Origin of the sequence: Aeromonas sp. Y293-4, from assembly GCF_027705905.1 — a bacterium.
Classification (GTDB): Bacteria; Pseudomonadota; Gammaproteobacteria; order Enterobacterales; family Aeromonadaceae; genus Aeromonas; species Aeromonas veronii.
In genome coordinates this window covers 15,690-35,504 of the sequence record NZ_JAPDCI010000012.1, presented here as the reverse complement: position 1 = coordinate 35,504, position 19,815 = coordinate 15,690, and the positions used below count along the sequence as shown (strand labels likewise).

The window sequence follows — 19,815 nt, the reverse complement described above, 5'->3', positions numbered from 1 at the left end:
CAACTTCGAGTGCTCTGCCTTGCGGCGAAACTTCATCTCTTCTTACCACTGTGGCGGGAGGCTGACATGCTCAAGATTGCCGATCACACCTTCTCATCGCGCCTCTTTACCGGCACCGGCAAGTTTGCCCGCCCGGAACTGATGGCCGCCGCCATCGAGGCGAGTGGCTCCCGGCTGGTCACCATGGCTATCAAGCGGCTTGAACCGGGCAAGGCCCACGACGATATCCTGAGCCCCTTGTTGCAGCTCGGGGTCAAGCTTCTGCCCAACACCTCAGGCGCCAAGACCGCCGCCGAGGCGGTATTTGCCGCCCACCTCGCCCGCGAGGCGCTGGGGACGAACTGGCTGAAGCTGGAGATCCACCCCGATCCGCGCTATCTGCTGCCCGATCCCATCGAGACGCTGAAAGCCGCCGAGCAGCTGGTGAAAGAGGGCTTTGTGGTGCTGCCCTACTGCGGCGCCGACCCGGTGCTCTGCAAACGGCTCGAAGAGGTGGGCTGCGCCGCCGTGATGCCGCTCGGTGCGCCCATCGGTTCCAATCAGGGGCTGGTGACCCGGGAGTTTCTCTCCATCATCGTCGAGCAGGCCAATGTGCCTGTGGTGGTGGATGCGGGGATCGGTGCGCCGAGTCATGCCGCCGCCGCCTTTGAGCTGGGCGCCGATGCCGTGCTGGTCAACACAGCCATCGCGGTGAGCGGCGATCCGGTCGCCATGGGCCGCGCCTTTGCACTGGCCTGCAGCGCCGGTCGCAGCGCTTATGAGGCAGGCCTTGGCACCCGCGCCCTGCAGGCGCAAGCCTCCAGCCCGCTCACCGATTTTCTGGGGGCGTTATGAGTCATGATGCTGGCTCGGGGCAAGAGCCAATCGCCATGTCCTCTGTCGCCACGTCCCCCGCTCCTGCGGCACTGCGCCCCCCTCTCCCTCTGGGAGAGGGGCTGGGGGTGAGGGCGCCGGGGGTGAGGGCTAAGGAGCCTTCCTTTATCGACCGATGGCAGGAGCTTGATTGGGACGATATCGGCATGCAGATCCGCGCCAAAACTGCCGCCGATGTGGCACGCGCCCTGAGCGCACCACGCCGCACCCTGGCGGATTTTATGGCGCTGATCTCCCCAGCCGCCGAGGCGTATCTGCCGCAGATGGCGGCCGAGGCCGAGCGGCTGACCCGCCAGCGCTTTGGCAACACCATCGGCTTCTATGTGCCGCTCTATCTGTCGAACCTCTGCGCCAACGACTGCACTTACTGCGGCTTCTCCATGAGCAACCGCCTCAAGCGCAAGACCTTGAATACAGAGGAGATTGAGCGCGAGTGTCTGGCCATCAAGGCGCGCGGTTTTGACAGCGTGCTGCTGGTGACCGGCGAGCACGAGCACAAGGTGGGGCTCGCCTATTTTCGCGAGGTGATGCCCATCATCCGCCGCCACTTCAGCACGGTGGGGATGGAGGTTCAGCCCCTCTCGCAGGCTGACTATGCCGAACTGAAGAGCCTCGGCCTCGATGCCGTCATGGTTTATCAGGAGACCTACCACGCCCCCACCTACGCCCGCCACCATCTGCGTGGCAACAAGCGGGATATCGCATGGCGCCTCGCCACGCCGGATCGGCTGGGCCGCGCCGGTATCGACAAAATCGGGTTGGGGGCGCTGATCGGTCTCTCCTCGGACTGGCGCACCGACAGCTACTTTGTCGCCGAGCATCTGAGCTGGCTTGAGCGCCACCACTGGCAGAGCCGCTACTCGCTCTCCTTCCCGCGCCTGCGCCCCTGCACCGGTGGGCTGGAGCCTTCCGTGGTCATGTCGGATCGCCAATTGGCCCAACTTATCTGCGCCTGGCGCCTCTTCTCACCGACGCTGGACTTGTCGCTCTCGACCCGCGAGTCGGCCGCGTTTCGCAACGGCGCGGTGCGCCTTGGCATTACCCAGATGTCGGCCGAATCGCGCACCCAGCCGGGGGGCTATGCCGAAGGGGATAAAGAGGAGCTGGAGCAGTTCGCCATCCACGACGACCGCCCGGTGGGGGAAGTGGCCGCTGCCGTGCGGCAGGCGGGTTTGCAGCCGGTGTTTAAAGATTGGGAACCGTTTTTGGGTCGTTAACGACGTTTACACCTGTGGTAACAGACTGCGGCAAGCAGATCGGAGGGGCAGACCCCGCCACTGCTTGCCGCTTTGCTTTGTTTGCTCCAACAGGATTGTTTCGTTGGTACGACGATGATTCTTGATATCGTTTCGCCAGTGCAAAAATCGTGGCTGCTACTCAGCTTATCGAATTGGTCATTGCGCCCATAAGCAGTGGCCGATTTGGGGGAAAGGGGTGGCCGGTGGCGGCTATGTAGCCTGCGTAGGGTGCAATAAGCGGAGCGCATTGCACCGCGATTGTGACGAGAGGTGCAATTCACTTCGTTCATTGCACCCTACGTCTACGTTGTTGAGCATGAGTGGTAGGTTTCTTCAAAAATCAAGGCGAATTGATGCTTGCTTAAACTAGCTTGATAACAAGGTATTCTGTTAAATAATGTATTTTCGCAAGCTACTTCACGTAGCGTTGACTTGTCTGATTCCGTTAATCTACAGCCTAAAAATATTCCAGTGATACATTCTATTGGTATATCAAAAAGAAAAATGGAGGTTGGTGCTGCTGCGATAAAAGAAAGTAGTTCGTTTAATATAGTGTTGCTTGGAGAAAATCGCATCTCTTCCATATCGTCAGTGGAGCTGCCATCTTTTTCTTGCTGATCCATTAAGTGGCATGCTTGATGATTGATGGAAATCTTTATCATCCCTTTGTATTTCTCGACATTAAGCAGTTCAAGGTAGCTTTCATCATAGAAATCAATAATATATTCATAGGCTTCTTTATTAATGACAAAGTAATCTGCATTCGATACTTTAGTTATTACTCGATGTTCTTTTTCATAAATCCAATCATCACTCTTAGTTAATAAGTTTCTTTTGGGTGAAGTTGTACATGGTAGTACCTCATGTCTTTCTCTATTATACAATACACGTTCAATAGAGTTACTCACAGATAGTATTTTATTGAAGTGAGTCTTCAAAGCATGGTAGTCAAACTCAATAACAATACCCTTATGCTCGTCAGCGTAGTGAGACCACATCAATAAGTTATTATAACTTTCCGTGAAAGAGATGATCCCTGTATCATCAAACCCTTCATCACTTGCATATTCAGAAATTTGTTGGAAGAAATCCTCTCGATGAGCATCTTCTAATATTTTATCTAGCGTATCTTGGTCCGGGCTGAGCTCAAAAGGGTCATTCAATGCACAGCGTTGACTTAACCTAAGACTAGGTTTTTTAAAAAAATCAGGTCTGAATTTCATGTATTTGTAAATTTTATTCATTACAAATGCCTTGCTTCTTCAAAAAATAACTCACATGCCCCGGCGGCATATCGGGCAGCTGGCCAAAGACTTCGTAACCCTGCTTCTGGTAGAAGGGAAGAGCCTGAAAACTGGTGGTTTCCAGATGGTAGTTGCTGATGCCCTTGCTTTGGGCGTACTGCTCCATGGCGCCGAGCAGGCGGCCGCCCCAGCCATCACGGCGAATGCTTTCGTCGATCCAGAGCCAGTCGACATGCAGCCAGCCCCACTTGATGTCGGCGATGATGCCGCCGTGTACCTTGCCCTCTTTATCCTTGATAAAGCTGGCGATCCGCTCGCGCCGAAGTTCGTACAGTTGAGGGCCTGCCTGGCTTACGTTGTAGCCCGTCAGGCCAATGCGCAGCGCTTCAACATCATCGTCCTGAGGCGGTTGGGGTGGGGTTAGTTGCATATGGGCTCCTGCGGTATGGGTTGTGGCGGCGTCAAAGGGTTAAAGCAATACCCGTTTGGACTCTGTTTGGTCAAGTGTTCTGGTCGTTCGCCGCCAGCGTGCATGGCATGGCGGCCAGTCAATGGCCCTTGCAACTTCCATCCCCCTCTTGCATCACCCCAGAGTGAGGAGCAGACTGTTTGGCCTTGTTTTTATGCGATTCGATTCAAGGCAACCATCATGACTCCTGCCATCAACCTGCTGAAGAAGCTCAAAATTCCCCACAAGCTCTACCCCTACGAGTGCGAAGCCCACGACGATTTCGGCAAGCATGCCGCGACCCAGCTCGGGCTGCCGGAGGCGCAGGTGTTCAAGACCCTGGTCGCCCATCACGACAAGCAGGCGGTGGTGGCCATCGTTCCCTCATCCGGTATGTGCAGCCTGAAGCAGCTGGCCAAGGCGACCGGTCTCAAGAAGGTGGAGATGATGAAACCGGCGGAAGCGGAGAAGCTGACCGGTTACAAGGTGGGTGGCATCAGCCCGCTGGCCCAGAAGAAATTGTTGCCTACCGTGCTCGATGAGTCGGCGCTGCAGTTTGACGAGATCCTGGTGAGCGGCGGCAAGCGCGGCCTCTCGGTCGGCGTGGCGCCGCAGGATATGCTGACGCTGATGAAGTGGATCGCCGCTCCCATCGGCGAAGAGTAGTGCCGGGCACGGTGTGAACCTGCTCTCCGGGCCTGTGGCGGCCCGGAGGCGATGTGACTCGTGAGGATATCTGCCCGCGTCCCCCTGTTTGTCGTGTTGCTTATCCTCGCACAGGCCGCGCCAGGGTGGGGTGCCCACGCTCAGGGCTACACTGAAAGTAACCCTTCAACCAAGGCGCGGTTTATGTCACCCCTGCATCTGCTGGCTGCCGCTCTGTTCTGCATGTTGTCGCTGACCGGGCAGGCGGCCACCCGGTTTACCTATATCAGCCCGGAGAGCGAGCGGGATCCGCGCACCACTTATGATCGGGAGCTGCTGCGGCTCGCCCTCGACAAGACCCGCGACCAGTTTGGCGACTATCTGCTGGAGCCTGCGCCGCCCATGACCAAGGCGCGTGAGCGGCTCAGCATGCAGCTCGACAGCTATCCCAACCTCTTTGTAATGGACAGCTACAGCATCACCCGCGAGGATCTGGGGCTCGCCTATGTCCGTTTTCCCATCCATCTGGGGATCGTCAGCTACCGCATCTGTTTTGTCAGCCCGCAGCAAAAGGCGGCGGTGAGCAAAGTGACCGACCTCAAGGGGCTGCGCCAGTTCACCTTCGGTCAGGGCAAGGGGTGGCTGGATGTGGATATCCTGCGTTACGCCGGGATGGAGGTGGTGGAAGTGGAGGGGTACGAGAAGTTGTTCAAGATGGTGGCGCGGGGTCGCTTCGATCTCTTCTGCCGCGGGGTGAGCGAGCTGCGCAGCGAGCAGCTTACCCACAAGGAGATGACGGATCTGCTGGTGGATGACGCACTGTTGATCTACTACCCGCTGCCCCGGGTTTTCTACACCCATCCCAACAATCGCGAGGCGCTGCAGCGGGTCGAGCGGGGGTTGCAGCTGGCATGGCAGGATGGCTCGCTACAGGCGCTGTGGCGCAAGAGCTTTGGCCCGGCCATCGCCTTTGCCAAGCTATCCCAGCGCCGACTGCTGCGACTGGATAACCCCTTCCTCGACGGGATCAGCTTCGATTACCGCCCCTACTTCTACAATCCGCAGACTAATCGCTTCGGTGATTACTGAGGTGCCTGCCGCTGGCGGCAGAGGGTCAGCCAGGCCTCGGCGGTGCGGGAGAGATAGCGCTCGCTCGGCCAGATCACCCCGAGTCGCCAGCTCAATTCGGGCTCCAGCGGCCGCAGCACCAGACCATCCGGGGTCAGCCGGTGGCAGACCGGCTCCGGCAAGAAGGCGACCCCCATGCCGCTGCGCACCATGGCGGTAAGAAAATCCCACTGGCTGCTGCGCGCTGCCACCTGCGGCACAAAGCCCGCCTCCTGACACGCCTGCTCCAGCCGCTCGCTCAGGGTAAACGCTTGGGTATAGAGCAGGAAGGGCTCCTCCTGCAGGGACTCGAGCCGCAGCGGCGCTTCGCCATGCCAGCGGGGTTGATCCGGCAGCACTACCCGGATCGGGTATTGATTCAGCTCCAGCGCGCTGAGGGCGCCCCCCTCTTTGGTCGGCAGCATGGTGATGGCGAGATCCAGCTCCCCCTCCAGCACCGCCTGTTCGATGCGGCGACCGCCGTACTCCACCAAGGTCAGCTCCACCTTGGGATAGCGGGTGCGGTAGGCGCGGATCAGATCTGCATAGACGTGACCCACCATGGGGGGAATGCCGAGGGTGAGGCGACCGTGTTGCAGGCTCTGCAGATCCGCCAGTTCGGCCTCCAGCTGCTGCATCTCCGCCAAGATGGTCTGGGCCCGGTTGAACAGCACCTGGCCGCTGTCGGTCAGGGTGAAGCGGCGTCCTTCCCGGTTGAGCAGGGGTTGGCCCAGCTCCTCTTCGATATTGCGGATCATCTTGCTGATGGTGGGCTGGGTGACGAACAGTTTTTCAGAGGCGCGGGTGAAGCTTTTTTCCCGCACCAGTTCGACAAAATAGCGCAGGGCGCGAATATCCATGGACTCTCTCGACTCGTGTTGGCGGGTACGGGATGAAGTATGCCTATGCGGCATGAATTTGATAATTTTAATTCATTTCTGGCAGGTTTTGCTCAACTCTATACTGTGAGCCGGTTCACAGAAAGATGATGATCATGAAAGCCCTCTGCTTGCGCTGGTTACAGACTCCCTTCCAGATTGTGTTGCTGGCAGCCATCTGGCTGCTGGCCGATACCGCGGTGCGTACCCTCCATCTGCCGCTGCCCGCCAACCTCACCGGCATGCTGTTGCTGCTGGCCTGCATCCTGCTCGGGGTGGTTAAGGCCGAGTGGTTCAGCGCGGGTGCTCGCTGGCTGCTGGCCGAGATGCTGCTCTTCTTCGTGCCCGCTGTGGTGGCGGTGGTCAACTATCAGGAGCTGCTGTTGCAGGAGGGGTGGCGCATCATGGTGGTGCTGCTGGTGAGCACCACGCTGGTACTCGGCACCACGGCGCTGGTGGTGGACCGGGTCTACCGCCTCGAACTGAAACTGGCCCGCCGGAGTCGCCGTCATGTCTGATACCCTGCTCGGGCTGATCTGCTTCGCCCTCACCCTGCTCTTCTACTACGCCAGCAAATGGCTCTACGGCAAAAAACGCATCCTGCCGCTGATGCCGCTGCTGCTGGCGCCGACCCTGCTGGTGGCTGTGGTGCTGCTGTTCCACATCCCCTATCAGGATTACATGGCTGAATCCCACTGGCTGCTCTGGCTGCTGGGCCCCGCCACCGTCGCCTTCGCGGTGCCGGTCTACGAGAACCGCCAGCTCATTCGTCGCCACTGGTTGTCGCTGTCGGTGGGGGTGGTCGCCTCGGTCATCATGGCGGTGGGGAGTACCGTGCTGCTGGCTCGCTGGCTGGATCTCTCCGACATGTTGCAGCGCAGTCTGGCGATGCGTTCCATCACCACGCCGTTTGCGGTGGAGGCGACCCGCGCCATCGGCGGTCAGAGCGATCTTACCGCGCTGTTTGTGGTGCTGACCGGCGTCATCGGTATGGCGGTGGGGGAGAGCGTGCTGACCGTGCTGGCCATTCGCAGTCGCCTCGGCAAGGGGGCGGGGTTTGGTGCCTCGGCCCACGGCGCCGGTACCGCCAGGGCCTATCAGATGGGCAACGAAGAAGGGGTGGTCTCCAGCATGGTGATGATGATCGCCGGTATGGTGACCGTGCTGCTGGCACCCCTGCTGGGCCGGATGTTCTGGTAGGCCAGGCTTCCCTTTAGAAGGCGGCTCGTCCCGGCGCTACACTCTAGTGAGCGTGTATTTCCGGGATGAGCAGTATGACCTTTCATCGCCTCGCTTCCTGCTTGCTGCTGTGCAGTCTTTCCCTCCTTGCCAGTCCCCTACGGGCGAGCGACGTCATCACTCATATCAGCCCCGAGAGCGATCGGGACTTGCGTACCCTCTATTTTCGCGATCTGTTGCAGCTGGCGCTGGAGAAGACCCGCGACAGCTTCGGTGACTACGAGCTGCGGACCGCACCGCCGATGAACCGTATCCGGATGCGACAGATAGTGCAGACTCAGCAATACCCGAATCTGTTTGTGGCCGACAGTCTGCGTCCGGCTGCGGAGAGCGGAGTGCTGGATTACGTTCGTTTTCCGGTGGAGCTGGGCATCCTCGGTTATCGCATCTGTTTTGTCAGCCCGCAGCAGGCCGACGCAGTGGCAAGGGTCAATACCCTGACCGAGCTGCAGCAATTTCTGCACGGGCAGGGGCGTGGCTGGCAGGATGCGGAGATCCTGCGTCATGGGGGATTCAAGGTGCAGGAGATCGACGGTTACGAGCGGCTGTTCAAGCTGGTGGCTCGCGGTCGCATCGACCTCTTCTGCCGCGGGGCCAACGAGCTCTTTATCGAGCAGGAGCAGCACAGTGATCTGCCCGGCCTCACCGTGGATCGGCGAGTGGCGCTGCACTATCCCTTCCTCCACCTCTTCTACACCCACAAGGATAATCAGGCCGCCATCCGCCGCCTCTCGGTCGGCCTCAAGCTGGCGTGGCGGGATGGCTCGTTGCAACAGCTCTGGCTGCGCCACTTCAAACCTTCCCTCGAGCAGGCGCAGCTCCCCGGACGCCTGTTATTCGAGTTGGCCAATCCGCGCTTGGATAAGGTGGACTTTGATTATCGGGCCTACCACTACAACCCCGTCGACGGGACGTTCGGGCCCGGGCTGCCTTGATCCTGATGGTGCTGTTCCCGGATAAAGGGCCGTATCTGCCGATGTGCTCATACATGCCAAAAAGGCATGTTCTTTATTATTTAAATTCATTTTTTGAAGGTTGTTGCGCTGCATATACTGGGGGTCGCTTCACGGTTCAGGTTTGCTCCTGCCCGCTTCTGGCTTGTGCGAGTGAGCCTGAATCGTCCTGCTGCGGCGTCTTGATGTTCTGCATGAAGGCGTCCATCACTGGGCCGGGATCGATCCCGGCAGGTATTACAGCTGACGGAGCCTTGTTATGTTTAATCCCCACTCTTGCGCCCTGATTGTCGAAGGGGGCGCGATGCGCGGCATCTTTGCCAGCGGCGTGCTCGATGCCTTCGTGGAAAGCCATCACTATCCGTTCGATTTCGTCATGGGCGTCTCGGCCGGTGCCACCAATCTGGTCTCCTACCTGAGCGAGCAGCCGCGCCGCAGTCACCACATCATCACCGAGCTGGCTTGCAGCTCCCGGTTTCTCGATCCCCTGCGTTTCGTCAAAGGGGGCGATCTGGTGGACATCGGCTGGCTGTGGCAGGCCAGTCGCCATCACTTCCCGCTCGATCTCGAGACTTTCTGCGCCCGCGACATTCCCTTCTACGCGGTGGCGACCGATGTGGCGAGCGGCAAGGCCATCTATCTGTTGGTGCGGCCCGACAACATGGATGAGGTGCTGACTGCCACCTGCGCTCTGCCGGTGGTGCAGCACGATACCCCCTGCATCGATGGTCGCCCGATGGCCGATGGCGGCATCAGCGACTCCATTCCGGTGATCGAGGCCTATCGTCGTGGGGCGCGGCGGATGACGGTGGTGCTGTCGGAGCCCTGGGGATATCGCAAGAAGCCGGCCCGTTTCTGCTGGATGGTCAAAGCCTTGCTGAAAACCCAGCCTGCGCTGGCGCAAGCCATGCTGGAGCGGGATCGCGCCTACAACCGGGCGCTCGATTTCATTGCCAATCCCCCTGCCGATTGCGAGATCGAGGTGATCGCGCCACCGGCCGATTTCATGGTCTCCCGTTTTACCCAGGATCCGGTCAAGCTGGAGTCCGGTTATCTGCAGGGTTACTGGCAGGGGCGTCAGAGTCTGTTGCGGGCCCGTGGAGAGGTACGGGCGGTGGCCTGACTGGTTTGCCGGGTGATGAATATAAAAAGGGGAACCTCGCGGTTCCCCTTTTGCATGCTTGCGCTGTAGTCGCTGATTACAGCATCTGCTTGAGGCGATAGAGCAGGTCCAGCGCCTGGCGCGGGGTGAGCTCGTCGGGGCGCACCGTTTCCAGCTCTTCCACCACCGGATGAGGCTGCGGGGCGAGGGCCACCGGAGCCGGACGGCTTTCACCGGCGGCGACCGGGGTGGCGCTCTCCAGCTCATGCAGTTTGTGACGGGCCTGCTGGATCACCGATTTCGGCACCCCGGCCAACGCCGCCACTTGCAGGCCGTAGGAGCGGCTGGCCGCGCCTTCCTGCACTGCGTGCATAAAGGCGATGGTGTCGCCGTGCTCCACCGCATCGAGGTGGACGTTGGCCAGCCCGCTCATCAGCTCGGGCAGGCGGGTCAGCTCGAAGTAGTGGGTGGCAAACAGGGTGTAGGCGCCAATCTTGCTCGCCAGCTGTTCGGCGCAGGCCCACGCCAGCGAGAGGCCGTCGTAGGTGCTGGTGCCGCGGCCAATCTCGTCCATCAGCACCAGACTGCGGGCGGTGGCGTTGTTGAGGATATTGGCGGTCTCGGTCATCTCCACCATAAAGGTGGAGCGGCCGGAGGCGAGATCGTCCGATGCCCCGATACGGGTGAAGATGCGGTCGATGGGGCCGATGCGGGCGCTGTCGGCGGGCACGAAGGCGCCGATATGGGCCAGCAGCACGATCAGCGCCGTCTGGCGCATGTAAGTGGATTTACCGCCCATGTTGGGGCCGGTGATGATCAGCATCCGTCGCTCCCGCTCCAGCCGGATAGGGTTGGCGATAAAGGGATCTGTCATCACCTGCTCAACCACCGGATGGCGGCCCGCTTCGATCAGGATCTGATCCTCATCGATAAGCGTCGGGCAGCGGTAGTCGAGGGTCTCGGCCCGCTCGGCCAGGTTGGCCAGCACGTCCAGCTCCGCAAGTGCGGCGGCGGAATCCTGCAGATCGCCGAGGTGGGGCAGCAGGGCATCGAGCAGCTCTTCGTAGAGCCGTTTCTCCAGCGCCAGCGCTTGGGACTGGGCGGTGAGTACCTTGTCCTCGTACTTCTTCAGCTCATCGATGATGTAGCGTTCGTTGTTCTTGAGGGTTTGACGGCGGATGTAGTGGGCCGGCACCAGATGGCTGTTGGCGCGGCTCACCTCGATATAGAAGCCGTGCACCTTGTTGTAACCCACCTTGAGGGTGTTGATGCCGGTCAGCAGCTTCTCCCGCTCCTCGATGCGGGCGAGGCTGGCGGTGGCGCCGTTGGCCAGATCCCGCAGCTCGTCAAGCTCCTGATTGAAGCCGTCACGGATCACGCCACCATCGCGGATCAGCACCGGCGGCACCTCCATCACCGCGCGCTCCAGCAGGTCGAGCAGCTCGGGGAAGGTGCTGGCCCGCTCGGCCAGCTGTTGCACCGCTTCGTGCTCGTTATCCGCCAGCAGGCGCTGCAATTCGGGCAACTGGGCGAAGGCCTGACGCAGGCGGGTGAGGTCGCGCGGGCGGGCCGAGCGCAGGGCGAGGCGCGCCAGCACCCGCTCCACATCACCCACCTGACGCAGCAGGTTGCCCAGCTCGTCGTAGAGGTTCTGCTCGATAAGCGTATGGATGGTGCTCTGGCGACCTTTCAGGATCACCCGATCGCGGATCGGCTGGTGGATCCAGCGCTTGAGCAGGCGGCTGCCCATGGGGGTGGCGGTGCGATCCAGCACCTCGGCCAGGGTATTTTCATAGCCACCGGCCAGATTCTGGGTCAGCTCCAGATTGCGGCGGGTGGCGGCATCCATGATGACGGCGTGATCCGGCTGTTCAAGGCGTACGTTGCGGATGTGGGGCAGGGCGGTGCGCTGGGTGTCCTTGACGTACTGCATCAGACAACCAGCGGCGCACAGGGCGGTCTCGCTCTTGTCGACGCCAAAGCCCACCAGATCCTGGGTGCCGAATTGCTGGCAGAGCAGCTTGCGGGCGGTGCCCAGCTCAAACTCCCACTCCGGGCGGCGACGCAGGCCGCGGCGACCCTCGATATGGTGCAGGAATTCGAAGGATTCCGGGTAGAGCAGTTCGGCCGGATTGGTGCGCTGCAGCTCTGCCAGCAAGGTCTCTTCTTTCTCGAACTGGTTGATGAAGAAGCGGCCGGAGCCGATGTCCATGGTGCCATAGCCGAAGCGGCGGCCATCGTGATAGACGGCGGCGATCAGGTTGTCCTGCCGCTCGCTGAGCAGCGCCTCGTCGGAGACGGTCCCAGGGGTGATGATGCGAATAACCTTGCGCTCCACCGGCCCCTTGCTGGTGGCGGGATCCCCCACCTGTTCGCAGATGGCGGCCGACTCGCCGAGCTGCACCAGCTTGGCAAGATAGCCCTCGATGGCGTGATAAGGCACCCCCGCCATCGGGATGGGGCTACCCGCCGACTGGCCGCGTTTGGTCAGGGAGATATCGAGCAGCTGGGAGGCCTTGCGGGCATCGTCATAGAACAACTCGTAGAAGTCGCCCATCCGGTAGAACAGCAGGATCTCCGGGTTCTCGGCCTTGAGGCCAAGGTACTGCTGCATCATGGGCGTGTGGGCGCTCAGATTGGCGCCGGGAGCGGAGCTTGTGGCGCCGCTGGCTTGGTGTTGTGCGGTCATGTTCTGTTCCAGAAGGGGCCTCTGCGGGCCAGTGTCTGCGGTGATTAGCCTTGAGCTTGATGGCGCCATTCTACACATAAGCGCCGCGGCGGGGGAGCGGGTGTTCCGGGCGCGGTTGTTCTGCACTATTGAAGGCATGACACCGGTGCGGCACCTCACATTGCTGCAGGCAAGGGCGGTCTGCCGTGGTTGCGGGCGGCGCTAGCGGGATCGCATAATGTGCCTCTTGAGCGGATCAGAAGGAGTCGTGATGAAACTGGATGCAGAGATAGAGCACCTTGCCATCGAGCTGGGACGGGCCCTTGGCCAGCGGGGCTGGCTGGCAGCGACCGCCGAATCCTGTACCGGCGGTGGGGTGGCTACGGCTATTACCGACATCGCGGGCAGCTCCGGCTGGTTCGATCGCGGATTTGTCACCTACACCAACGAGGCCAAGCAGCAGATGTTGGGGGTGAGCAGCGATAGCCTTGAACAGCACGGTGCAGTGAGCGAAGCGGTGGTGCTGGAGATGGCCCGCGGCGCGCTGGCGTACTCGTCTGCCTCCATCAGCGTTGCTATCAGTGGCATCGCCGGCCCCGGCGGCGCCACAGAGGGCAAGCCGGTCGGCACCGTCTGGTTCGCCTGGGCCGATCGCAACGGTCGTCACCACTCCCTGCTCGCCCGCTTCGACGGGGATCGCCGACAGGTACGCCAGCAGGCGGTGAGACAGGCCTTGTCGGGTCTGTTGGCTCTGCTCAGATAAATTGGGCTTGATACTGTATGAATAGACAGTATACTTAGCCCAACTTCACTTCTTACTCACGATTTCCAGCGGAGATTGGCATGGATCAGAACAAACAGAAGGCACTGGCGGCTGCGCTGGGTCAGATTGAAAAGCAGTTCGGCAAAGGTTCCATCATGCGTCTGGGCGACAGCAAGACCATGGATATCGAAGCCATCTCTACCGGTTCCCTCTCGCTGGACGTGGCGCTGGGGATCGGCGGTCTGCCGTGTGGCCGTATCGTCGAAATCTACGGCCCGGAATCTTCCGGTAAAACTACCCTCACCCTGCAGGTGATCGCCGAAGCCCAGAAGAAGGGCAAGACCTGTGCCTTCGTCGATGCGGAACACGCTCTCGACCCTATCTATGCTGCCAAGCTGGGCGTCAACGTCGACGACCTGCTGATCTCCCAGCCGGATACCGGTGAGCAGGCGCTGGAGATCTGCGACATGCTGGTGCGCTCCAACGCGGTTGACGTCATCATCGTCGACTCCGTGGCGGCCCTGACGCCGAAAGCGGAAATCGAAGGGGAGATGGGTGATTCCCACGTTGGCCTGCAGGCTCGTCTGATGTCCCAGGCACTGCGCAAGCTGACTGCCAACATCAAGAACGCCAACTGCTTGTGCATCTTCATCAACCAGATCCGGATGAAGATCGGCGTCATGTTCGGTAGCCCGGAGACCACTACCGGTGGTAACGCGCTCAAGTTCTACGCCTCCGTGCGTCTGGATATCCGTCGTATCGGCGCCATCAAGGAAGGCGACGAAGTGGTCGGTAACGAGACCCGCGTCAAAGTGGTCAAGAACAAGGTGGCCCCGCCCTTCAAGCAGGCTGAATTCCAGATCTTCTACGGCGCCGGTATCTCCAAAGAGGGCGAGCTGGTGGATCTCGGTGTCAAGCACAAGCTGATCGACAAGGCGGGTGCCTGGTACAGCTACAACGGTGAGAAGATCGGTCAGGGCAAGGCCAACGTGATGAAGCTGTTCGCCGAGAACAAGGTGATGGCTGGTGAAGTGGAGGCTCGTCTGCGCGAGCTGCTGCTCTCCGGCGCAGTGCCTGTCGATGACAAGGCTGCACCGGTTGAGGCAGAAGAGTTCGATGCCGAAAGCGAACAAGAGTTCGAATAAGGAACAAAGGAAGGCCGGGTAGATACCCGGCCTTGTTATTTATGATGGTTGATGAATCCGTTACCGAACCGGTCGAACCTGCCGAGCCGACCTTTGAAGAGCAGCTTACCGCCGCCCGCGCCTTTGCCATGCGCAGTCTGGCCCGTCGCGAGAGTGCCGAGTCAGAGCTGGCCAACCGGCTGCGCCAGCAGGGCTTCAATGAAGAGGTGATCGAGGCGGTGGTCGACTACTGCCGCGGTTACAACTGGGTCAATGACGAACGTTACGGCGGTATGGCAGTAAGGGCCGGCGCCGCCAAGGGGCATGGCCCCATCAAGATCCGCTTCGATCTGCGCCGCAAGGGGCTCGACGATATGCAGATTGATGCCGCATTCGATCAGCCGGAGCTGGACTGGTTCGAACTGGCGTTTGCCCTGCTCGAACGGCGCGCCCGGGTGGCCGATCTGGCGGATTTCAAGCTGCGGATGAAGTGGCTCAAGTATCTGCTGGGGCGCGGTTTTACCCAGGATCAGGCCCGTTATGCCATCTCTGCCCTGCAGGAGCGGGAGGAGTAACGTCACTGCGTGGCAAACGTCGTTTTACCTCTCCTTATGGCAGGTTTTTCCTGCCCGTTCAGTAGCTTGCGTACACAATCCCGAAAAAGCGGCCTTTTGTTCATCTCATCCCTCTTTCTGCGCTGCTTTTTTGCCTCTCGACAGTGAAAAAAGCCACTGTGGGCAGCGGCGCTCTTATCTGGCCCGTTTATGTGCGCTTTTTCGCCCGTGGCGGCCCTGTCCGTTTTACTTTACCCCGCAGAAAACTTACATTAATGCGGTTAAAAGTCCGTATTCGAATCAAGCAGGATTTTCCATGTATATGTCCACGTCAGAGATTCGCGCTGCGTTTCTCGAGTATTTCCGTTCCCAGGGGCACCAGGTTGTCTCCTCCAGCTCGCTGGTACCGCATAACGACCCGACCCTGTTGTTTACCAACGCGGGTATGAACCAGTTCAAGGACGTGTTCCTTGGCGCAGACAAGCGTGCCTACAATCGCGCGACGACTTCCCAGCGTTGCGTGCGTGCCGGTGGTAAGCACAACGATCTGGAAAACGTCGGCTATACCGCTCGTCACCACACCTTCTTTGAAATGCTGGGTAACTTCAGCTTCGGTGACTACTTCAAGCAGGATGCCATCAAGTTTGCATGGGGCTTCCTGACCGAGGTGCTGCAGCTGCCGAAAGATCGCCTGCTGGTGACCGTCTACGCGACTGACGATGAAGCTTTCGATATCTGGGAAAAAGAGGTCGGTGTCCCGGCCGATCGCATCGTGCGCATCGGTGACAACAAGGGTGCCCCTTACGCTTCCGACAACTTCTGGGCCATGGGCGATACCGGCCCGTGCGGTCCCTGCACCGAGATCTTCTATGACCACGGCGATCACATCTGGGGCGGCCGTCCCGGCTCACCGGAAGAGGATGGTGACCGTTTCATCGAGATCTGGAACGTGGTGTTCATGCAGTTCAACCGTCAGGCTGACGGCACCATGGAGCCGCTGCCGCGTCCGTCCGTGGATACCGGCATGGGTCTGGAGCGTATCTCCGCCATCATGCAGGGTGTCCACTCCAACTACGAAATCGACATCTTCCAGGCGCTGATCAAGAAAGCTGCCGAGATTGTCGGCACCACCGATCTGAGCAACCAGTCCCTGCGCGTCATCGCTGACCACATCCGCTCCTGCGCCTTCCTGGTGGCAGATGGCGTGATGCCGTCCAACGAAGGTCGTGGCTATGTGTTGCGTCGCATCATCCGCCGCGCCGTGCGTCACGGTCGCAAGCTGGGCGCGACCGATGTCTTCTTCTACAAACTGGCTGCCGAGCTGGCAGTGCAGATGAAGGATGTCGCTGCCGAGCTGATCGCCCAGCTGCCGCTGGTCGAGCGAGTGCTGCGCATCGAAGAGGAGCAGTTTGTCCGCACCTTGGATCGCGGTCTGCTGCTGCTGGAAGATGCTCTGGCCAACCTGGGCGATGCCAAGGTTATTCCGGGTGAGGTGGTGTTCAAGCTCTATGACACTTACGGCTTCCCGGCCGACCTGACTGCCGACGTGGTGCGCGAGCGCGAGATCGGCATCGACGAAGAGGGCTTCAAGGCCGAGATGGAGAAGCAGCGTGCTCGTGCCAAGGAGGCCTCCAGCTTCGGCGTGAACTACAACGAGATGCTCAAGCTCGACTTCGAGACTCCCTTCACCGGTTACAAGACCCTGACCGAGCGCACTCGCGTGGTCGGTATCTACAAGGGTGTGGAAGAGGTGAGCGGTCTTATCGCCGGTGACGAAGCGGTCATCGTGCTGGAAGAGACCCCCTTCTACGCCGAGTCCGGCGGCCAGATCGGCGACAGCGGTACCCTGAAAGTGGACGACGGCATCTTTGCCGTGACCGACACCCTGAAAGCGGGCAAGGCGATCATCCACAAGGGCTACATGGAGCTGGGCACTCTGGAGAAGGGCGCCGAAGTGGAAGCCGTGGTTGATGGCGATCGTCGTCAGGCCATCGCCCTGAACCACTCCGTGACTCACCTGCTGCACGCTGCCCTGCGTCAGGCACTGGGCGAGCATGTCACCCAGAAAGGTTCTCTGGTTGGGGCCGAGCGCATGCGTTTCGACTTCTCCCACTTCGAGGGGCTGACCATGGCGACCATTCGCCGGGTCGAGGAGCTGGTCAACAACCAGATCCGCGCCAACCACGAAATCACCACCCAGCTGATGGATCTGGAAGCGGCCAAGTCCGCCGGTGCCATGGCGCTGTTTGGTGAAAAATATGAAGACGACGTGCGTGTCGTGCGCATGGGCGATTACTCCACCGAGCTGTGCGGCGGTACTCACGCCAAGCGCACCGGTGATATCGGCTTCTTCAAGATCATCGCCGAGAGCGGTATCGCAGCTGGCGTGCGCCGTATCGAAGCGGTGACCGGCAAAGCGGCCATCGACTTCATGCATCAGGTCGGCGAGCAGATCGAAGAGGCTGCTGCACTGGTGAAAGGTGACCAGTTCTGCATCGCCGACAAGGTTCGCCAGATGCTGGACAAGGCCAAGATGATGGAGCGCGAGCTGGAGCAGCTCAAGGCCAAGCTGGCCGCTCAGGCCGGTAACGACCTGCTGGGTCAGGTGATCGAGATCAACGGTCAGAAGGTGCTGGTTGCAGCGCTGGAAGGGGCCGATCCGAAATCCCTGCGCGGCATGCTGGACGAGCTGAAGAACCAGATGAAGTCCGGTGTTGTGCTGCTGGCAACCTGTGCCGACGGCAAGGTCAACCTGATCGCCGGCGTCACCAACGACCTGACCGGCAAGGTCAAGGCCGGTGAGCTGGTCAATCTGGTTGCCCAGCAGGTGGGTGGCAAGGGCGGTGGCCGTCCGGACATGGCACAGGCGGGTGGTACCCAGCCTGAGGCGGTGCCGGCAGCGCTGCAATCCGTTCACTCCTGGCTGGAAGAGCGCCTGTAATCGGGCGAGGTGATCTGTGGCACTCTATGTACAGAAGTACGGCGGCACCTCGGTCGGCACACTGGAGCGGATCGAGGCGGTAGCTGAGCGGGTCGAGCAGACCCGCGCCCAGGGACACGACGTGGTGGTGGTTGTCTCCGCCATGTCGGGCGAAACCAACCGGCTGCTGGGCATGGCCCAGCAGCTGGATCCTGATGCCAACCGGCGGGAGATGGATGTACTGGTCTCCACCGGTGAGCAGGTCACCATAGCGCTGCTGGCGATCGCGTTGAACAAACGCGGTTGTCCTGCGGTCTCAATGACCGGTGATCAGGTGCGGATTCATACCGATTCCGCCTATGGCAAGGCGCGCATCACCCACATCGACACCGAGCTGGTTCATGCCGAACTGGCTGCGGGCAAGGTGGTGGTGATCGCCGGTTTCCAGGGCCGTGACGAGCATAACGCCATCACGACGCTGGGCCGCGGCGGTTCGGATACCACGGCGGTTGCTGTGGCGGCGGCCATCAAGGCCGATGAGTGCCAGATCTTTACCGATGTGGATGGGGTATACACCACGGATCCGCGCATCGAGCCCAAGGCGCGTCGTCTCGACACCATCACCTTCGAGGAGATGCTGGAGATGGCAAGTCTCGGCGCCAAGGTGCTGCAGATCCGCTCGGTGGAGTTTGCGGGCAAGTACCGCGTCCCGCTGCGGGTGCTGTCGAGCTTTATCGATGGAGAGGGAACCTTAATCACATATGGAGGTGATAGGATGGAAGCTCCCCTGGTATCCGGGATCGCTTTTAACCGCAACGAGGCCAGCCTGACCATTCTGGGCGTGCCGGACAGACCAACCGTTGCCGCGCAGATCCTGAATCCGATCAGCGACGCCAACATTGATGTCGACATGATTGTGCAGAACACCTTGGGAGATGGCACCGCCGACTTCACTTTCACGGTGAATCGTGACGACTATCGCCGTGCCCGGGCACTGCTGGAGGAGACCGCCACCGAACTTGGCGCCTCCTGCGTGCAGGGAAATGGCGAAATTGCCAAGGTTTCCATTGTCGGTGTCGGCATGTGGAACCATCCCGGTGTTGCGCGCACCATGTTCAAGGTATTGGGCGAGGAGGGGATCAACATGCAGTTGATCTCGACCTCTGAAATCAAAATCTCTGTGGTGATTGACGAGAAGTATCTGGAGCTGGCGGTGCGAGCCCTGCACGCGGCTTTCGGGTTGGATCAGGCACCGCAAGAGCAGCCCTTGGGCTAACAATCTCTGATTGATTTAGTTTCAACCATTTACCATATCGGTATCTTTGTTAGATAATGTCGCATATCGATATAAAAACAAAACAGGATACAGGAGCAAGCGAATGCTTATTTTGACTCGTCGTGTTGGGGAAACCCTGATGATTGGTGATGAAGTGACTGTCACCGTACTGGGCGTTAAAGGCAACCAGGTCCGTATCGGTGTTAACGCGCCGAAAGAGGTCTCCGTACACCGCGAAGAGATCTACCAGCGCATCCAGGCCGAGAAAGTTCCGGGCCAACCGGGCTTCTAAGCCACTTTCATGGCTGTGACAAGGCGACACCTCATGTGTCGCCTTTTGTTTTTCCGGCCCCCTGAAATTGCCCTGCAGGGCGCGAAACTGCGGGATAAGTGCCGATATTGTTTGAATATTCCACGCTTTGACCAAATGCTGAGCGAACGCACTTTTTTCTCCAAAAAAGTGTTTGACTAAAAATCCCTGTGAAGTATTATCAGCCCCGCAAACGGAGAGGTGGCCGAGAGGCTGAAGGCGCTCCCCTGCTAAGGGAGTATGCGGCTTATACCCGCATCGGGGGTTCGAATCCCCCCTTCTCCGCCATTTGCGCCCGTAGCTCAGCTGGATAGAGTACCTGGCTACGAACCAGGTGGTCAGAGGTTCGAATCCTCTCGGGCGCACCATATTTCAAGCAGTACCAAAAGTCTATGAGCGCCCGTAGCTCAGCTGGATAGAGTACCTGGCTACGAACCAGGTGGTCAGAGGTTCGAATCCTCTCGGGCGCACCA

General features: G+C 60.0%; 18 protein-coding genes and 3 tRNA genes. 17 read left to right on the top strand and 4 right to left on the bottom strand.

The window, feature by feature from the left end; all coding sequences use genetic code 11:
- The first annotated feature begins 66 nt into the window (after positions 1–66).
- Together OKC31_RS14125 and thiH are read left to right on the top strand one after the other, a co-directional pair.
- Entirely contained in the window at positions 67–834 is a 768-nt protein-coding gene (locus OKC31_RS14125; protein WP_247823849.1) for a thiazole synthase, read from the top strand.
- Positions 835–869: 35 nt separating this feature from the next.
- The gene (gene thiH / locus OKC31_RS14120) at positions 870–2,090 is read left to right on the top strand and encodes a 2-iminoacetate synthase ThiH (protein WP_247824164.1); all 1,221 of its coding nucleotides are present in this window, start codon (positions 870–872) and stop codon (positions 2,088–2,090) included.
- 323 nt (positions 2,091–2,413) lie between these two features.
- On the opposite strand, the gene OKC31_RS14115 is transcribed toward thiH, so the two are convergent.
- On the bottom strand, positions 2,414–3,355 hold the full coding sequence (locus OKC31_RS14115) for a DUF2971 domain-containing protein (RefSeq protein WP_270657087.1): 942 nt from the start codon (positions 3,353–3,355) through the stop codon (positions 2,414–2,416).
- On the bottom strand, positions 3,348–3,785 hold the full coding sequence (locus OKC31_RS14110) for a GNAT family N-acetyltransferase (RefSeq protein WP_115522148.1): 438 nt from the start codon (positions 3,783–3,785) through the stop codon (positions 3,348–3,350). The genes OKC31_RS14115 and OKC31_RS14110 overlap by 8 nt, the downstream gene beginning before the upstream one ends.
- 219 nt (positions 3,786–4,004) lie before the next feature.
- Here OKC31_RS14110 and ybaK point away from each other — a divergent pair, with 219 nt between their 5' ends.
- Together ybaK and OKC31_RS14100 are read left to right on the top strand one after the other, a co-directional pair.
- Positions 4,005–4,469: a Cys-tRNA(Pro) deacylase gene (ybaK, locus tag OKC31_RS14105; RefSeq protein WP_005336092.1), complete on the top strand. Its 465-nt coding sequence runs from the start codon at positions 4,005–4,007 to the stop codon at positions 4,467–4,469.
- A gap of 183 nt (positions 4,470–4,652) precedes the next feature.
- A complete protein-coding gene (locus OKC31_RS14100; RefSeq protein WP_247823851.1) occupies positions 4,653–5,537 on the top strand; it encodes a transporter substrate-binding domain-containing protein in 885 nt (294 codons plus the stop codon).
- On the opposite strand, the gene OKC31_RS14095 is transcribed toward OKC31_RS14100, so the two are convergent.
- On the bottom strand, positions 5,531–6,415 hold the full coding sequence (locus OKC31_RS14095; protein ID WP_247823852.1) for a LysR family transcriptional regulator: 885 nt from the start codon (positions 6,413–6,415) through the stop codon (positions 5,531–5,533). The two genes, OKC31_RS14100 and OKC31_RS14095, sit on opposite strands and share 7 nt — an antisense overlap.
- Before the next feature lie 134 nt (positions 6,416–6,549).
- Between OKC31_RS14095 and OKC31_RS14090 the strand changes: the two genes are divergently transcribed.
- The 4 genes from OKC31_RS14090 (at position 6,550) to OKC31_RS14075 (ending at position 9,748) form a co-directional block, all read left to right on the top strand.
- On the top strand, positions 6,550–6,951 hold the full coding sequence (locus OKC31_RS14090; protein WP_041202734.1) for a CidA/LrgA family protein: 402 nt from the start codon (positions 6,550–6,552) through the stop codon (positions 6,949–6,951).
- Positions 6,944–7,633, top strand: coding sequence for an LrgB family protein (locus OKC31_RS14085; protein WP_005341581.1), 690 nt, complete (start codon positions 6,944–6,946; stop codon positions 7,631–7,633). Before OKC31_RS14090 ends, OKC31_RS14085 begins: the two co-directional genes overlap by 8 nt.
- Positions 7,634–7,707: 74 nt before the next feature.
- Positions 7,708–8,607 carry a hypothetical protein gene (locus OKC31_RS14080; protein WP_247823853.1) on the top strand — a complete coding sequence of 300 codons (900 nt, stop codon included), beginning with the start codon at positions 7,708–7,710 and terminating at the stop codon, positions 8,605–8,607.
- 277 nt (positions 8,608–8,884) lie between these two features.
- Positions 8,885–9,748, top strand: a complete 864-nt coding sequence (locus OKC31_RS14075; protein WP_247823854.1) for a patatin-like phospholipase family protein — start codon at positions 8,885–8,887, stop codon at positions 9,746–9,748.
- Positions 9,749–9,824: 76 nt separating this feature from the next.
- On the opposite strand, the gene mutS is transcribed toward OKC31_RS14075, so the two are convergent.
- Positions 9,825–12,416 carry a DNA mismatch repair protein MutS gene (mutS, locus tag OKC31_RS14070; protein WP_425600907.1) on the bottom strand — a complete coding sequence of 864 codons (2,592 nt, stop codon included), beginning with the start codon at positions 12,414–12,416 and terminating at the stop codon, positions 9,825–9,827.
- A 250-nt stretch (positions 12,417–12,666) separates the two neighbouring features.
- Here mutS and pncC point away from each other — a divergent pair, with 250 nt between their 5' ends.
- The 9 genes from pncC (at position 12,667) to OKC31_RS14025 (ending at position 19,815) form a co-directional block, all read left to right on the top strand.
- Positions 12,667–13,158 (top strand): nicotinamide-nucleotide amidase, encoded by a 492-nt coding sequence (gene pncC / locus OKC31_RS14065; RefSeq protein WP_040068991.1) that lies wholly within the window; start codon positions 12,667–12,669, stop codon positions 13,156–13,158.
- 80 nt (positions 13,159–13,238) lie between these two features.
- Positions 13,239–14,303 (top strand): recombinase RecA, encoded by a 1,065-nt coding sequence (recA, locus tag OKC31_RS14060; protein ID WP_040068994.1) that lies wholly within the window; start codon positions 13,239–13,241, stop codon positions 14,301–14,303.
- Between the two features lie 44 nt (positions 14,304–14,347).
- Complete coding sequence (locus OKC31_RS14055; protein WP_124928421.1) at positions 14,348–14,857, top strand: regulatory protein RecX; 510 nt, start codon at positions 14,348–14,350, stop codon at positions 14,855–14,857.
- 295 nt (positions 14,858–15,152) lie between these two features.
- Positions 15,153–17,777, top strand: a complete 2,625-nt coding sequence (gene alaS, locus OKC31_RS14050) for an alanine--tRNA ligase (protein WP_005343004.1) — start codon at positions 15,153–15,155, stop codon at positions 17,775–17,777.
- Between the two features lie 16 nt (positions 17,778–17,793).
- Positions 17,794–19,032 carry an aspartate kinase gene (locus OKC31_RS14045; RefSeq protein WP_005336054.1) on the top strand — a complete coding sequence of 413 codons (1,239 nt, stop codon included), beginning with the start codon at positions 17,794–17,796 and terminating at the stop codon, positions 19,030–19,032.
- Between the two features lie 103 nt (positions 19,033–19,135).
- Entirely contained in the window at positions 19,136–19,324 is a 189-nt protein-coding gene (gene csrA / locus OKC31_RS14040) for a carbon storage regulator CsrA (RefSeq protein WP_005336053.1), read from the top strand.
- 213 nt (positions 19,325–19,537) lie between these two features.
- A tRNA-Ser gene (locus OKC31_RS14035) sits at positions 19,538–19,630 on the top strand.
- 3 nt (positions 19,631–19,633) lie between these two features.
- Positions 19,634–19,710, top strand: a tRNA-Arg gene (locus OKC31_RS14030).
- A gap of 28 nt (positions 19,711–19,738) precedes the next feature.
- Positions 19,739–19,815 (top strand) — tRNA-Arg (locus OKC31_RS14025).

Bases quoted from the DNA above. Each gene is read 5' to 3' on its own strand.
- OKC31_RS14090 (WP_041202734.1), top strand. From the start codon at position 6,550: ATGAAAGCCCTCTGCTTGCGCTGGTTACAGACTCCCTTCCAGATTGTG.
- OKC31_RS14085 (WP_005341581.1), top strand. From the start codon at position 6,944: ATGTCTGATACCCTGCTCGGGCTGATCTGCTTCGCCCTCACCCTGCTC.
- pncC (WP_040068991.1), top strand. From the start codon at position 12,667: ATGAAACTGGATGCAGAGATAGAGCACCTTGCCATCGAGCTGGGACGG.
- csrA (WP_005336053.1), top strand. From the start codon at position 19,136: ATGCTTATTTTGACTCGTCGTGTTGGGGAAACCCTGATGATTGGTGAT.
- OKC31_RS14125 (WP_247823849.1), top strand. From the start codon at position 67: ATGCTCAAGATTGCCGATCACACCTTCTCATCGCGCCTCTTTACCGGC.
- OKC31_RS14115 (WP_270657087.1), bottom strand. From the start codon at position 3,355: ATGAATAAAATTTACAAATACATGAAATTCAGACCTGATTTTTTTAAA.
- recA (WP_040068994.1), top strand. From the start codon at position 13,239: ATGGATCAGAACAAACAGAAGGCACTGGCGGCTGCGCTGGGTCAGATT.
- mutS (WP_425600907.1), bottom strand. From the start codon at position 12,416: ATGACCGCACAACACCAAGCCAGCGGCGCCACAAGCTCCGCTCCCGGC.
- OKC31_RS14100 (WP_247823851.1), top strand. From the start codon at position 4,653: ATGTCACCCCTGCATCTGCTGGCTGCCGCTCTGTTCTGCATGTTGTCG.
- thiH (WP_247824164.1), top strand. From the start codon at position 870: ATGTCCTCTGTCGCCACGTCCCCCGCTCCTGCGGCACTGCGCCCCCCT.
- ybaK (WP_005336092.1), top strand. From the start codon at position 4,005: ATGACTCCTGCCATCAACCTGCTGAAGAAGCTCAAAATTCCCCACAAG.
- OKC31_RS14110 (WP_115522148.1), bottom strand. From the start codon at position 3,785: ATGCAACTAACCCCACCCCAACCGCCTCAGGACGATGATGTTGAAGCG.
- OKC31_RS14080 (WP_247823853.1), top strand. From the start codon at position 7,708: ATGACCTTTCATCGCCTCGCTTCCTGCTTGCTGCTGTGCAGTCTTTCC.
- OKC31_RS14095 (WP_247823852.1), bottom strand. From the start codon at position 6,415: ATGGATATTCGCGCCCTGCGCTATTTTGTCGAACTGGTGCGGGAAAAA.
- OKC31_RS14075 (WP_247823854.1), top strand. From the start codon at position 8,885: ATGTTTAATCCCCACTCTTGCGCCCTGATTGTCGAAGGGGGCGCGATG.
- OKC31_RS14055 (WP_124928421.1), top strand. From the start codon at position 14,348: ATGGTTGATGAATCCGTTACCGAACCGGTCGAACCTGCCGAGCCGACC.
- alaS (WP_005343004.1), top strand. From the start codon at position 15,153: ATGTATATGTCCACGTCAGAGATTCGCGCTGCGTTTCTCGAGTATTTC.